Genomic DNA, 12,962 nt, shown 5'->3' with positions numbered 1-12,962 from the left:
TCACGCGCACCCGGTCGGCGCGTCCTCGGCCGCCGGGATCTTGTCCGCGATGACCGTCGACAGGTCGTTGAGCACGTCCACGGGCTGCTCGTTCTCCTCGGGGACGCTCACGCCGACCGGCACCTGCCGGTCCAGCGTCGTCCACGTCAGGCCCGCCTCGTCCGAGAACCAGCAGACCCCGTTGAGCTTGTACACCGCCGCGGTGTCCTCGACCGCGACCGCCTCGGCGCCGCAGGTCGCCACCGTCGCCGGGTCGCCGTACGCGAGCACCGACTCGGCCGCGCCCTCGCCGCCCTCGACCGGGCGCGCGTCCAGCCCGCCCGCCGTGTCCGGCGCGGTCGCCGTCAGGGCCAGGCAGAGCACCGCGTCCTCGGCGCTCAACTCCGGGACCGTCACGGCCACCGGCGACAGGTCCGCCTGCACCAAGTCCGAGTGCTCCTCGGCCTCGGGGACCATCGCGTTGAAGATCAGCACGCCCGCGACGGCCGCCACCGGCACCGCCACCGCGGTCGCGATGACCGCGGGAAGCCTCGACTCGCCCACCGGGCGCCCCCTCAGATCTTGAGGATCGAACAGGTCAGCGTGCGGGTAATGCCCGACACCCGCTGGACTCTACTCACCACCGCGTCCCCCAGGTGGTCCGCGGTGGCGGCCTCGGTGAGCACGACCACGTCGTATGCGCCGGTCACGGTGTCGACACGGACCACGCCCTCGATACCGGCCACGGCCTCGGTCACCGAGTCGGCCATGCCGACCTCGGTCTGGATGAGCATGTACGCCTGGACCATCAGCCCGGCACCTCCCCGTGCGGCGACGAGCGGACGTGGGCCCCGACCCGACACGGGCGGGCCTGACCGCTTCCCGTTCGCCTCTGAGCGAAGATTACCGAGTGATCCACCGACCTTCAAGCGACCGAGGAATGATCCGACCGTGAGCGAGACCGTCGCCGAAGTCGGCGAATTCCGCCTCATCGAGCGCTTCACCCGGCACTTCGGCACCACCGACGCGGTCCTGCTCGGCCCCGGCGACGACGCCGCCGTCGTCACCGCGCCCGACGGCCGGGTCGTCGCCTGCACCGACATGCTCGTCGAAGGCAACCACTTCCGCCGCGACTGGTGCTCCGCGACCGACGTCGGACACAAGGCCGCCGCCGTCAACCTCGCCGACGTCGCCGCCATGGGCGCCCGGCCCACCGCGCTCCTCGCCGCGGTCTGCGCCCCCCAGGACACGCCCGCCGAATGGCTCGAAGGCCTCGCGATCGGCCTCGCCGACGAGGCCGCCGCCATCGGCGCCGCCGTGGTCGGCGGCGACACCACCCGCGGCGACCAGCTCACCATCACCGTCACCGCCCTCGGCGACCTCGAAGGTCGCGCCCCCGTCACGCGCGGCGGCGCCCGCCCCGGCGACGTCATCGCGCTCGCCGGCAAGATCGGCTGGGCCGCCGGCGGCCTGAACGTCCTCTCCCGCGGCTTCCGCTCTCCGGGCGCCCTCGTCGGCGCCTACCGCAGACCCCAGCCGCCGTACGCGGCCGCCCGCGACGCCGCCCTCATGGGCGTCAACGCCATGATCGACGTCTCCGACGGCCTCCTCGCCGACCTCGGCCACATCGCGTCCGCCTCCGGCGTCGCGATCGACGTCGACACCACCGCGCTCCCGATCCCCGAGGCCATGCGCAACGCCGCCGAAGCCCTCGGCTCCGACGCCCGCCGCTGGCTTCTCACCGGCGGCGAGGACCACGCGCTGGCCGCGGCCTTCCCGGCCGGCGTCCTCCTCCCCGAGGGCTGGCGCCGCATCGGCGCCGTCGCCGACGGCACCGGCGTCACGGTCGACGGCCGCCGCTGGACCGGCCCGACCGGCTGGGACCACTTCGCGACCTCCTGAACGCCCGAACGCCCCGGAGTCCGAATCGTCGGACTCCGGGGCGTTCGCGTGCGAGGGAGTGGAGGTGCTGCGGTCGGACCTGAACGAGGGAGGGGTCCGAGCCGGTGGCCCGCCGGACGTGCGGGTGCGGGCGCGTGGTCTTCCCACCCAGGGTGGGTAAGCCATCCTGGCCCCGCCAGCCTCCCGCCCGGGTACGACGAAAACGCCCGAGCGCAGGCCCGGGCGTCATGAAGATCACGTGATCCAGGGACGACGAAGCGCCGCCGGGGACGAGCCCCGGCGGCGTAAGTCTTCTCGGCGTCAGCCCTTAGCGGGTGACCTTGCCGGCCTTGATGCACGAGGTGCAGACCTTGGCGCGGCGCTTGTTGTCGCCGGAGCCAGTCGCGATGCGGATGGTCTGCAGGTTCGGGTTCCAACGACGACGGGTCTTCTTGTGGGACCACGGGACGTTGTTGCCGAAGCCCGGGCGCTTGGCACAGACTTCACACACGCTCGACATAATCCATAACTCCTGCTTGACGTTCATTCGACCCGCCTGAAGGCGGGCAACCCGGCAATTCTAACGGACCCGGAGAACCCCCGCCCATCCAGGTCAGGGGACCTGCGCCACAGCCCTCGCGGCGCGTCCTTCGAGGACGTCGTTCCACTGCTCTGTACTGTGGCGGCTGCCGCGGTCCGCTACCGTCGGTGACTCTAGGATGGGCGGTAATCCCGTAGGCTGGCCGCATACAGATGATGTGCCGATGCCCATAGCTTCTTTGGTGAGTCGAACATGAGCAACACCCCGCAGCAGCCTGCCGACGGATGGCAGTCCCCGCAACAGCCCCCGGTGTACCGCCCCAACGAGCAGCCGCCGGAGGAACCGCCGCCGTGGTCGCCCGAGAGCCAGCGGATGTCGGGGATGAGCCAGCAGCAGCCGGGCCCGGTCGAGGCGGACGGGACCGTGAAGTACGTCGGCGGCCCCGGCCACCAGTCGCCGCCGCAGTACGGCCCGCCCCCGGGCGTCCCGATCTCCCCCTTCGACCAGCCGCAGATGTCCCCTCAGCCGATGCCGCAGCAGATGCCCGCGGCCGACCCGTTCGGAGGCGGCGGCGGGGTGCCTGTCTCCGGAATGCCGGTCTCGGGGATGCCGCCGGTGTCGTCGATCCCGACCTCGGGGATGCCGGTGTCGAGCCCGGTCTACGGCCAGTCGCAGCCCCAGTACGGCCAGCAGCCCCCTTACGGCCAGCCGCCGTTCGGCGGGGGCCAGTTCGGCCCCCAGGGCGGCCAACTCGTGCCGGTCTCCGGCGGCGGTGGCGGGTCGCAGCCGTGGGGCACGCCCGACACCATCAAGCGCAAGAAGAAGGGCGGCAAGGGCCCGATGTGGCTCCTGCTCGTCGGCATCGTGGTGATCGCCGCGGCGCTCGGCGTCGGCGGCTTCATCCTGTTCAACCCGGGCGGTGACTCGCCGAGCGACGACGACACCGGCACGATCGAGTCGCCCGCTCCGGCCGAGCCGGCGCTCGTCGCCGGTCCCGGCACCCTCAAGTTCTTCGCCAGCGGCGCCGTGGCCTCGTGGGCCGCCGCCGCCGAGCCCCCCGCGATGTTCAGCGACTCGGTGGGAGTCGCGGCCGAGGACGGCAGCGGCACCGTGTACATCGGCATCCTCGACGCCGCCCAGGTGGGCGGCGCGGACGCGGCCATCGCCGACGCCGACACGGCGTTCACGGCGCTCCTCGGCGCGCAGCTGGGCGCGCCCGACGGCGAGATCACCACGCAGGCCTACTGGGTCGACGGGCGCGACGCCCGATTCCACTCCTACACCTCCGGAGACCTCACCGTCATCGCCGCGATCGTCCAAGTCGACGGCGGCTTCGAGGCCTTCGTCGGCACCGCGAGCGCCGACTCAGCCGAGGCCCTGGAGACCGCAAGCAAGTCGCTGCGCTTCGGCGAGCTCTGACCCGAACGACCCGATCCGGGGCGGCTTGCGCTTCCGCGCACCGCCCCGGAGGCGTATCCTCATGGCCCGTGGTGGAAATCCCTGAGACCGGACGCCAGGCCCTCGACGCGGACATCATGCGCGAGTGGGCCGCGCGCGGCATCGATTCGTTGACCCGGCACCGGCGCGGCGTCGACGAGCTGAACGTGTTCCCCGTAGCCGACTCCGACACCGCGACGAACATGGTCGCGACCCTCCAGGCCGCCTTCCAGGGCGGCACCCCCGGGCTCGAGCTCGAGGCGCTGCTCGACGAGGCCGCCGGGCGGGCGCTGCTGTCGGCGCGGGGGAACTCCGGGGTGATCCTCGCGCAGATGCTCCGCGGCCTCGCCGACGCCTGGAACGCCGACGCCGTGGACGCGAAGGGCTTCGCGGCGGGCCTGCGGTCGGCCACCGACGCGGCCACGGGGGCCGTGGCGGTCCCCATGGCCGGGACGATCCTCACCGTCGCCGAGGCGGCCGCCTCCGCGGCCGGGAAGGCCGCGCCGTTCGGACTCGTCTCCGCGGCCCGAGCCGCCGCAGAAGGCGCCGCCGAGGCCGTGGCCGCGACCCCCGGACAGCTGCCCGCGCTGGCCCGCGCGGGCGTCGTGGACGCCGGGGGGCTCGCGCTCGCGCTGCTCCTGGAGGCCCTCGTCGAGACGCTCACCGGTTCTGTCCCCACGGGCGCCCGCGACCTCCTGGAGCGCCACCGGGTGCGCGCCGTCGAGGAGGCCGAGCAGGTCCCGCGCGAGACCGGCTCCGAGGCGTACGGATACGAGGTCCAGTACCTGCTCGAATCGAACGCCGCCGCCGCGTCTGACCTGCGCCACCGGCTCACTGACCTCGGCGACTCCGTCGTCATCATCGGCTCCCGGGCCGCCCGCGACGTCACCACGTTCAACGTCCACGTGCACGTCAACGACATCGGCGCGGCCATCGAGGCCGGGATCGAGCGCGGCCGGGTCCACCGGATCTCCGTGACCCGCTTCGACGACGGCGCCCAGCACGCCCACCCGGCGCCCGAGCCGCGGCAGCGGGCCGTCGTGGTCGTCACCGCCGCCGCGACCGTCCGGGAGCTCCTCTCCGGCGAGGGCGTGCGGACCGCCACCGCGGACACCGTCGCCGACGAGCTGGCCGCCGCGCGCGACGACGGGTCCCGCAGTGCGGTCGTCCTCGCCGACACCTTGGACGCCGCCCGCACCGCCCGCCGGGCCGCGCAGCTCACCCGCCGCGAGGACTTCCGCGTCACCGTCGTCGCCACCGGCGCGGTCGTGCAGAGCCTCGCCGCGGTCGCCGTCCACGACCCCGACCGGCACTTCGACGACGACGTCACCGCGATGGCCGAAGCGGCCGGCTCCTGCCGCACCGCGGAGGTCCGCGACGAGACCGAGGGGTTCGCGGCCGTCGTCGGCGGGGCCGACCTCGGCGTCCACGACACCCCCGCCGAGGCGGCCCGGATCGTCGCCGACCGGCTCTGCGAGACCGGGGCCGAACTCCTCACCGTCCTGCCCGGGAACGGGTCGGACCCGGAAACTGTCACAGCCCTGAGTCATCATGTGCGCGAGGCGTGGCCGACCGTGGAGATCCAGCAGTTGCCCGCCGGAGACGACGAGCCGCTGCTGCTGATCGGAGCCGAATGACCGTGGGGCTGGAGACCCGACTGCGCGAGGTCCTGGGCAAGAAGACCGCCGAGGCCCTCGCCGACGGACTGGGACTCGACACCGCCGGGGACCTCCTCGGCCACTATCCGTTCCGCTACGCCCAGCGCGGCGACCGCACCGACCTCGGGTCGCTCGCGATCGGCGACGACGTCACCGTCGCCGCCCAGGTCCGCGCCGCCGTGAAGAAGACCTTCACGCCCCGCCCCGGCAAGGGCCGCGGCCGCGGCCGCGGGGACCTCCTCGAGGTCATCGTCGCCGACGAAGGCGGGAAGACCCTCACCCTCACGTTCTTCAACCAGGGCTGGCGCGCGAAGGAGCTCGTCGCCGGCCGCTGGGGCCTGTTCGCCGGCAAGGTCGCTCAGTTCCGCGGCCGCCTCCAGCTGAACTCGCCGCAGTACCAGCTCCTCGCCGAGGACGCCTCCGACCCCTCCGGCGCCATCGAGGAGTTCGCCGGGACCCTCATCCCCGTCTACCCGGCCACCGCCGAACTGCCCACCTGGAACGTCGCCAAGGCCGTCCACACCGTCCTCGGCCTCGTCCCCAGCCCGCCCGACCCGCTCCCCGCGCCCCTGCGCGAGCGCCTCGGCCTCCTCGACTACGGGACCGCGCTCCACCAGATCCACCGCCCCGAGTCCCACGAGTACCTCGGCGCGGCGAAGAAGCGCCTCAAATGGCAAGAGGCCCTGGTCATGCAGACCGTCCTGGTCCGCCGCAAGGCCGAGTCCGCGGGCGAGGCCGCCGACCCGTACCCCGAGGGCGGCGCGATCCTCGACGCCTTCGACGCGCGGCTCCCGTTCGCGCTCACCCGGGGCCAGCAGGAGGTCGGCGCCGAGATCGCCGCCGAGCTCGCCCGCGAGCACCCCATGCACCGGCTCCTCCAAGGCGACGTCGGCTCCGGCAAGACCCTCGTCGCCCTCCGCGCGATGCTCCAGGTCGTCGCCCACGGCGGCCAGGCCGCGCTCCTGGCCCCCACCGAGGTCCTCGCCGCCCAGCACCACCGGTCCATCGCCGAGATGCTCGGCGACCTCGCGAACGGCGGCCAGCTCGGCGCCCCGACCGAGGCCACCCAGGTCGTGCTCCTCACCGGCTCGGCCACCGCCGCGCAGCGCCGCCCCGTCCTCGACGCCGTCAGGACCGGCGCCGCCGGGATCGTCATCGGCACCCACGCGCTCCTGTACGACGGCGTCGACTTCGCCGACCTCGGCCTCGTCGTCGTCGACGAGCAGCACCGCTTCGGCGTCGAGCAGCGCGACGCCCTGCGCGCCAAGGCGAAGAAGCCGCCGCACACCCTCGTCATGACGGCCACCCCGATCCCGCGCACCGTCGCGATGACCGTCTACGGCGACCTGGAGACCAGCCGCCTCACCGAGCTCCCGGCCGGCCGCAGCCCCATCGCCACGCACGTCGTGCCCTACACCGACAACCGCTGGATGCAGCGCACCTGGACCCGCGTCCGCGAAGAGGTCGCCGCCGGGCGCCAGGCCTACGTCGTCTGCCCCCGCGTCGGCGGCGACGAGACCGACGACGCCGGCGCGAGCGACAAGCGCCCGCCGCTCGCCGTCACCGACGTCGTCGAGGAGCTGCGCGCCAACCAGCTCAGCGGCCTGCGCCTCGGCCTCCTCCACGGCCGCCTCGACCCCGACGAGAAGGACCGCGTCATGCGTGCCTACGCCGCGGGGGAGATCGACGTCCTCGTCGCCACCACCGTCATCGAGGTCGGCGTCAACGTCCCCAACGCCACCGTGATGGTCGTCCTCGACGCCGAGCGCTTCGGCATCTCCCAGCTCCACCAGCTCCGCGGCCGCGTCGGCCGCGGCACCCACCCCGGCCTGTGCCTGCTCGTCTCGGAGGCGTTCGAGGGCTCGCCCTCGCGCGAGCGACTCGACGCCGTCGCCTCCACCACCGACGGGTTCGCGCTGGCCGAGCTCGACCTGGAGCAGCGCCGCGAGGGCGACGTCCTCGGCGCGGCCCAGTCCGGCATGAAGTCCCACGTCAAGCTGCTGTCGCTGCTGAAGGACGCCGACATCATCGCCGCGTCCCGCACCGAGGCGACGGCGCTCGTCGAGGCCGACCCCGAGCTCAAGGCGTTCCCCGAGTTCGCGGCGCTCGTCGACGACCTCGCGCAGGACCGGGGGGAGTTCCTCGAGAAGGGCTGATCCGGCCGGGGCGGTCTAGACTGGGGCTCAAATGACCAGAATCATCGCCGGCAGCCTCAAGGGCCGCCGCCTCGCCACGCCGCCGGGGGACCGCACCCGGCCGACCTCGGACCGGGTCCGCGAAGCGCTGTTCAACTCGCTCGCGCCCGGCGGCGACCTCGACGGGCTCCGCTTCGCCGACCTGTACGCCGGCTCCGGCGCGGTCGGCATCGAGGCGCTCTCGCGAGGCGCCTCCGCGGCCCTGTTCGTCGAGTCGCACGCGCTCACCGCGAAGCTCCTCCGCCGCAACCTCGCCGATCTCGGCGTCGCCGGCGGCGACGTGATCTGCGCCCCCGTCGAGAAGGCCCTCCAGAACGCCCCGGCCGAGCCCTACGACATCGTCTTCGCCGACCCGCCCTACGCGGTCACCGACGCGGCGGTCGCGGGCGTGCTCGAAGCCCTGGTCGAACACGGTTGGCTCGCACCGGACGCCGACGTGGTCGTCGAGCGCGGCGGCAAGGACGCGAGCGTCCCGTGGCCGCCGAAGATCGCAGAAGACCGCGTCCGGCGTTACGGAACCACGGCTCTTTGCTACGGTCACGCCCTGTGAAACCTGAACCCCGAATCGCCGCCTGCTCCGGGTCATTCGATCCGGTGACGTACGGTCATCTCGACATCTTCGGACGCGCCGCCCAGCTGTACGATGAACTCTGGGTCGCGGTCTTCCACAACGCCTCCAAGAACGCGCTCTTCAGCGTCGAGGAACGGGTGGAGCTCCTCAAGGAGACCACCGCGGACATGCCGAACGTGCGTGTGGCGTCCTTCCAAGGCCTGGTGGTCGACTTCTGCCAGAAGCACGGCGCCGGAGTGCTCGTCCGAGGCGTCCGCGCGGCCTCCGACTTCGACTACGAACTACAGATGGCCCAGATGAACTACGGGCTGGCGGGTATAGAGACGGTGTTCATCCCGACCAACCCCCTGTACTCGTTTCTGTCGTCCTCGATGGTCAAGGACGTCACGAAATGGGGCGGCGACGTCTCCTCGCACGTGCCCGAGATCGTCCAATCGCGACTGATCGAGCGCTTGCGGCAGGAATAGCCGCACTATCCACCCTCATACGGGACAATGTCCCCATGACAGACATCGACGGGAGCAAATCGGTGGGTGCGCTCGACCGGATCGAAGAGATCATCGCCTACGTGGAGCAGGCCAAGGCCGTCCCCATGTCCCGCGCCTGCAAAGTCGACCGGGCCGAGATGATCGCCATGCTCGAAGAGCTCCAGAACGAACTCCCCGGCGACCTGCGCCGGGCCGAGGCCATGCTCCAAGAGCGCGACAGCATCATCAACGCCGGCGAGCGCGAGGCCGAGCGGATCATCGCCGAAGGGGAGTCCGAGCACGCGCGCCTGGTCTCCCGGCACGAGATCACGGTCTCGGCCGAGCACGAGGGCAACCGCATCATCGCGGAGGCCCGCGGCGAGGCCCAGCGCCTGCGCGACGAGGTCGACGAGTACGTCGACACCACGCTCGCCAACTTCGAGCAGTTCCTGCACCGCGCCCTCTCGGGCGTCGAGCGCGGCCGCGACAAGATGCACACGCTGCGCGAGATCGGCAGCTTCGCGCCCGCGCAGCAGGAGCAGTTCGAGGACGAGAAGCCGCTTCCGCAGCTGTAGCGGCGGCGACTGCGGGCGCGGCTCAGGCCGGCCGCGGGGCCCGGCGGCGCGGTCGCGGGCAGGCCGCTCCCGGGTGGGAGGGAAAGGGTAGGCGCCCAGCCTCGCTCGCGGGTCCGACATTCCGGGCCCGCGGCCCGGCGGGGTATCGCCGAGATCACGTCCCCACTCGGCTCCGGCCTGGGTTGGGACCGGTGCCGGGGCTCAGGTAGCATTACCGGTCGGCCTCGATCGAGGCGCATCTCCCTGACCGAAGGACCGCAGTACTCCCATGACGACGACCGCTCCTGATCCCGCCGCGCCGCTGGTGTTCGACACCGCGGAGCTCGGGCGCAGCTCGGGCACGACGATGCACGTCGCGCTCGAGGTCCCGGCACCCGCCGGGCTCGGTCTTCCGGGGTACGCCGTCCCCGAGTCCGCCCCGCTCGACCTCGACGTCCACCTGACCGCGGTCAGCGAGGGCGTCCTCGCCGACGGCGATGTCGAGGCGGTCGCGGAGGGCGAGTGTGCGAGGTGCCTCGCACCCGTGCAGGACGCGCTCAGGGTCCAGGTGCAGGAGCTGTACGCTTATGAAGGCTCCGTCACCGAAGCGACCACCGACGCCGATGAAGTACTGCGGCTCAGTGGCGACCTGCTCGATCTGGAGCCCGCGGTTCGGGACGCGCTGGTGCTGGCGATGCCGGTCACCCCGCTGTGCCGACCTGACTGCCCGGGGCTGTGCGCCGATTGCGGCGTCCCCTGGGACGAACTGCCCGACGACCACGTTCACGAGACCGTGGACCCCCGTTGGGCGGGCTTGGACAAGCTTCGACTCGCCGACACCGACGGCGAATCGAAATAGCACAGCGAATAAGTATGGAGTTCTGAAGTGGCTGTTCCGAAGCGTCGTATGTCGCGCAGCAACACCCGGCACCGTCGGTCGCAGTGGAAGGCGACGCCGATCCAGCTGGTCGAGTGCCCGCAGTGCCACGCCCAGAAGCGCGGCCACCAGGTCTGCGAGGTGTGCGGCACGTACAAGGGCCGCCAGGTCCTCGAGGCCTAAGTCCTCCCTCGTATGGGCGACAAGGCAGTACAACATTTCGAAGCGGTGTTCGGGGTCGACGACGTGGACCCCGAACTGCTGCGTCTCGCCCTGACCCACCGGTCGTACGCGTACGAGCACGGCGGGCTGCCCACGAACGAGCGGCTGGAGTTCCTCGGGGACTCCGTGCTCAGCCTCGTGGTGACCACCGCGCTCTACCGGAACCACCCGAACCTGCCCGAAGGGCAGCTCGCGCGCCTGCGCGCGTCGGTGGTGAACATGAAGGCGCTGGCCGGGGTGGCGCGGCGCATGGGCGACGGCGGCATCGGCCCGCACCTCCTGCTCGGCAAGGGCGAGGAGACCTCGGGCGGTCGCGGCAAGAACTCGATCCTGGCGGACGCGGTGGAGGCGCTGCTCGGTGCGGTCTACCTCCAGTACGGGGTGGAGACCGCCAAGCGCGTGGTGCACCACTTCTTCGACCCGCTCATGGAGGCCGCGGCCGGTCAGGGCGCGGCCCTGGACTGGAAGACCAGCCTCCAGGAGCTCACCGCCGACTCCGGCCTCGGCGTGCCCGAGTACCGGATCACCGAGTCGGGCCCCGACCACGCCAAGCAGTTCACGGCCTGGGCCGTGGTCGCGGGCGAGGAGTTCGGCGAGGGCTCCGGCGGTTCCAAGAAGGACGCCGAGCAGATCGCCGCGAAGCTCGCCTGGCAGGTCCTGTCGGAGCGCCTCGGCGTCAAGCAGCGGTAGGAATTACGACGTCAGCGATAAGGCGGGAACCGGATCTCCGGTTCCCGCCTTTCGCGTTCGTCCATGAGCTGTGGGGTGGGTGGGGACGTCCATCCCTAACCCCCACCCACCCGGGGAAGCATGGCTGCCATCCTTCCGCGGGGGTCCGACAAGAACCAGGGCTCGAGGCGGTCGTGTCACCTGAACGAGTGGTGAGACTCAACCGTGACGGCGCGGGAACTCCGAAGCGTACGTGCTACTTCTGACACTTCGGGCAGTAGTGGGCCGAGCGGTCGCCGATGACCTCGCGGACGATCGCGGTGCCGCAGCGCCGGCACGGCTGGCCGGCCCGGCCGTAGACGGCGAGTTCGCGGGCGAAGTACCCGGCCTCGCCGCGGGCGTCGACGTACAGCTCGTCGAAGGAGGTCCCGCCGACCGCGAGGGACTCGGTGAGGACGTCGGCGACGTGGCCGAGGAGTTCGAGGGCCTTGCGGCGGGTGAGCGAGTCGCCGGTGCGGCGGCCGCGGAGGCGGGCGCGCCACAGGGCCTCGTCGGCGTAGATGTTCCCGACGCCGCTGATCCAGCCCTGGTCGAGCAGGGCCTTCTTGACCTCGATGCGGCGCTTGAGGAGCCGGTCGGCGCTCAGCGAGGCGTCGAAGGCGGCCTCGAAGACGTCGGGGGCGATGTGGCCGACGGACGCGGGCACGCCGTCCTCCATGTCGGAGAGCTGCCAGTACCCGAAGGTCCGCTGGTCGATGAACCACAGCTCGCGGGCGTCGACGAACGTCATCCGCCCGCGCAGGTGCTTGTGGGCCTCGCGGCCGTCGGTGACCACGTGCAGCTGCCCGCTCATGCCGAGGTGGCAGATGAGGGCGCGGCCGTCGTCGAGGGCGAGCCACATGAACTTGCCGCGCCGGCCGGTCCCGGTGATCTCCAGGCCCTTCAGGCTCGCCTGGAAGTCGGCGATACCGGGGACGTGGCGGCGCACGGTCCGCGGGTTGTAGACCTCGACGGCGCTGATGCGTCCGCCGCGGAAGGCCGCGTCGACCCCGCGGCGGACCGTCTCGACTTCGGGGAGTTCTGGCACGGTGCAAGTATGCCCGCGAGCTCCGCTCAACTCAGCTGCGGGTGCTTCTCCCTGACGGTGTCGATGCCGTAGTTGATGGCGAACGCGATCGCGGCGAGCCGCGAGTTGACGCCGAGCTTCCCGAGGACGTTCTGCACGTGCGACCGGACGGTGGAGACCGAGACGCCCATCTGGTCGGCCATGTGGCTGGTCGGCTCGCCGCGGACGATGCGGCGCAGGACGTCGTCCTCCCGGGGCGTCAGGTGGTGCGCGAGTTCGAGCGCGTCCTGGTCGCCGAGGAGCGGCGCCGGCTGGAGCGCGGCGCGCAGCAGCTGCGGGTCGTAGTACGGCGGGCTCGCGAGTCCGGCGTCGATGGCCCGGAGCAGTTCGCTCGGCAGAATGTGGGTGTTCGCGATGCCGGCCGCCGAGACGGAGACGGCCTTGCGGAGTACCGACCCGTCCTCGCGGTCGGTGATGAGGAAGACCGGCCGCTTGCAGTCGGTCAGGACCCGGTTCCGGGAGACCGCTTCGAGGGCGACCAGGCAGCAGTCGACCTGCGCGTCCGCGGCGGCGAGCGCCTTGGCGCTGCGGGCCTCGACAGGGAGGTCGCCGCGGCGGTGGAGCAGGGGTCGGATGCTGGCGGAGAAGACCTGATTCGGGTCGTACAGCATGACACGCACGGTTGGCACCTCATCCTTCGGGTGTTCTTCGGTCGCCTCCCCAGATGCGCGCCCTTCAGGCGGCCACCCCAGCATGACTGTTGGTAATCGTCCAGTCCAGCGTTGAGTCGGATGGACGACAGTACGAGGTAGAAGCGCCGCTCACCTGCGATAATGCAGAACCCG

The 12,962-nt window shown here is 72.0% G+C and carries 15 protein-coding genes; 10 read left to right on the top strand and 5 right to left on the bottom strand.

Translation table 11 applies throughout. The annotated features are described in order from the left end of the window. Together ABD419_RS05825 and ABD419_RS05820 are read right to left on the bottom strand one after the other, a co-directional pair. Positions 1-543 (bottom strand): DUF3515 family protein, encoded by a 543-nt coding sequence (locus ABD419_RS05825; RefSeq protein ID WP_344482990.1) that lies wholly within the window; start codon positions 541-543, stop codon positions 1-3. A gap of 11 nt (positions 544-554) precedes the next feature. Next, entirely contained in the window at positions 555-788 is a 234-nt protein-coding gene (locus ABD419_RS05820; protein ID WP_344482988.1) for an Lrp/AsnC ligand binding domain-containing protein, read from the bottom strand. Positions 789-930: 142 nt separating this feature from the next. On the opposite strand from ABD419_RS05820, the gene ABD419_RS05815 reads away from it, so the two are divergent. Further along, positions 931-1,881 carry a thiamine-phosphate kinase gene (locus tag ABD419_RS05815; RefSeq protein ID WP_344482985.1) on the top strand — a complete coding sequence of 317 codons (951 nt, stop codon included), beginning with the start codon at positions 931-933 and terminating at the stop codon, positions 1,879-1,881. Positions 1,882-2,188: 307 nt separating this feature from the next. Here the strand turns inward: ABD419_RS05815 and rpmB are convergent, their stop codons facing one another. Beyond that, positions 2,189-2,380, bottom strand: coding sequence for a 50S ribosomal protein L28 (gene rpmB / locus ABD419_RS05810; RefSeq protein ID WP_030157716.1), 192 nt, complete (start codon positions 2,378-2,380; stop codon positions 2,189-2,191). 273 nt (positions 2,381-2,653) lie between these two features. On the opposite strand from rpmB, the gene ABD419_RS05805 reads away from it, so the two are divergent. The 9 genes from ABD419_RS05805 (at position 2,654) to rnc (ending at position 11,072) form a co-directional block, all read left to right on the top strand. Next, complete coding sequence (locus ABD419_RS05805) at positions 2,654-3,820, top strand: hypothetical protein (protein ID WP_344482982.1); 1,167 nt, start codon at positions 2,654-2,656, stop codon at positions 3,818-3,820. 68 nt (positions 3,821-3,888) lie between these two features. Next, a complete protein-coding gene (locus tag ABD419_RS05800) occupies positions 3,889-5,475 on the top strand; it encodes a DAK2 domain-containing protein (protein WP_344482979.1) in 1,587 nt (528 codons plus the stop codon). Next, positions 5,472-7,652, top strand: coding sequence for an ATP-dependent DNA helicase RecG (gene recG, locus ABD419_RS05795; RefSeq protein ID WP_344482976.1), 2,181 nt, complete (start codon positions 5,472-5,474; stop codon positions 7,650-7,652). The genes ABD419_RS05800 and recG overlap by 4 nt, the downstream gene beginning before the upstream one ends. A gap of 31 nt (positions 7,653-7,683) precedes the next feature. Next, positions 7,684-8,241: a 16S rRNA (guanine(966)-N(2))-methyltransferase RsmD gene (gene rsmD / locus ABD419_RS05790; protein WP_344482973.1), complete on the top strand. Its 558-nt coding sequence runs from the start codon at positions 7,684-7,686 to the stop codon at positions 8,239-8,241. Beyond that, positions 8,238-8,729, top strand: coding sequence for a pantetheine-phosphate adenylyltransferase (gene coaD, locus ABD419_RS05785; protein WP_344482970.1), 492 nt, complete (start codon positions 8,238-8,240; stop codon positions 8,727-8,729). Before rsmD ends, coaD begins: the two co-directional genes overlap by 4 nt. Before the next feature lie 62 nt (positions 8,730-8,791). Then, positions 8,792-9,304 carry a hypothetical protein gene (locus ABD419_RS05780; protein ID WP_344483463.1) on the top strand — a complete coding sequence of 171 codons (513 nt, stop codon included), beginning with the start codon at positions 8,792-8,794 and terminating at the stop codon, positions 9,302-9,304. A 268-nt stretch (positions 9,305-9,572) separates the two neighbouring features. Then, a complete protein-coding gene (locus tag ABD419_RS05775) occupies positions 9,573-10,142 on the top strand; it encodes a YceD family protein (protein ID WP_344482967.1) in 570 nt (189 codons plus the stop codon). Positions 10,143-10,169: 27 nt separating this feature from the next. Continuing rightward, positions 10,170-10,343, top strand: coding sequence for a 50S ribosomal protein L32 (gene rpmF / locus ABD419_RS05770; protein WP_344482964.1), 174 nt, complete (start codon positions 10,170-10,172; stop codon positions 10,341-10,343). 12 nt (positions 10,344-10,355) lie between these two features. Further along, a complete protein-coding gene (rnc, locus tag ABD419_RS05765) occupies positions 10,356-11,072 on the top strand; it encodes a ribonuclease III (RefSeq protein WP_344482961.1) in 717 nt (238 codons plus the stop codon). A 235-nt stretch (positions 11,073-11,307) separates the two neighbouring features. Here rnc and mutM read toward each other — a convergent pair whose 3' ends face one another. Then, positions 11,308-12,138, bottom strand: coding sequence for a bifunctional DNA-formamidopyrimidine glycosylase/DNA-(apurinic or apyrimidinic site) lyase (gene mutM, locus ABD419_RS05760; RefSeq protein WP_344482958.1), 831 nt, complete (start codon positions 12,136-12,138; stop codon positions 11,308-11,310). A gap of 26 nt (positions 12,139-12,164) precedes the next feature. Further along, positions 12,165-12,788 carry a helix-turn-helix transcriptional regulator gene (locus tag ABD419_RS05755; protein WP_344483460.1) on the bottom strand — a complete coding sequence of 208 codons (624 nt, stop codon included), beginning with the start codon at positions 12,786-12,788 and terminating at the stop codon, positions 12,165-12,167. Positions 12,789-12,962 lie beyond the last annotated feature (174 nt).

Origin of the sequence: Glycomyces endophyticus (genome assembly GCF_039531525.1) — a bacterium.
Taxonomy (GTDB): Bacteria; Actinomycetota; Actinomycetes; order Mycobacteriales; family Micromonosporaceae; genus Glycomyces; species Glycomyces endophyticus.
The sequence above is the reverse complement of the archived record's forward strand: the minus strand, read 5'-3'. Positions and strand labels throughout refer to the sequence as shown.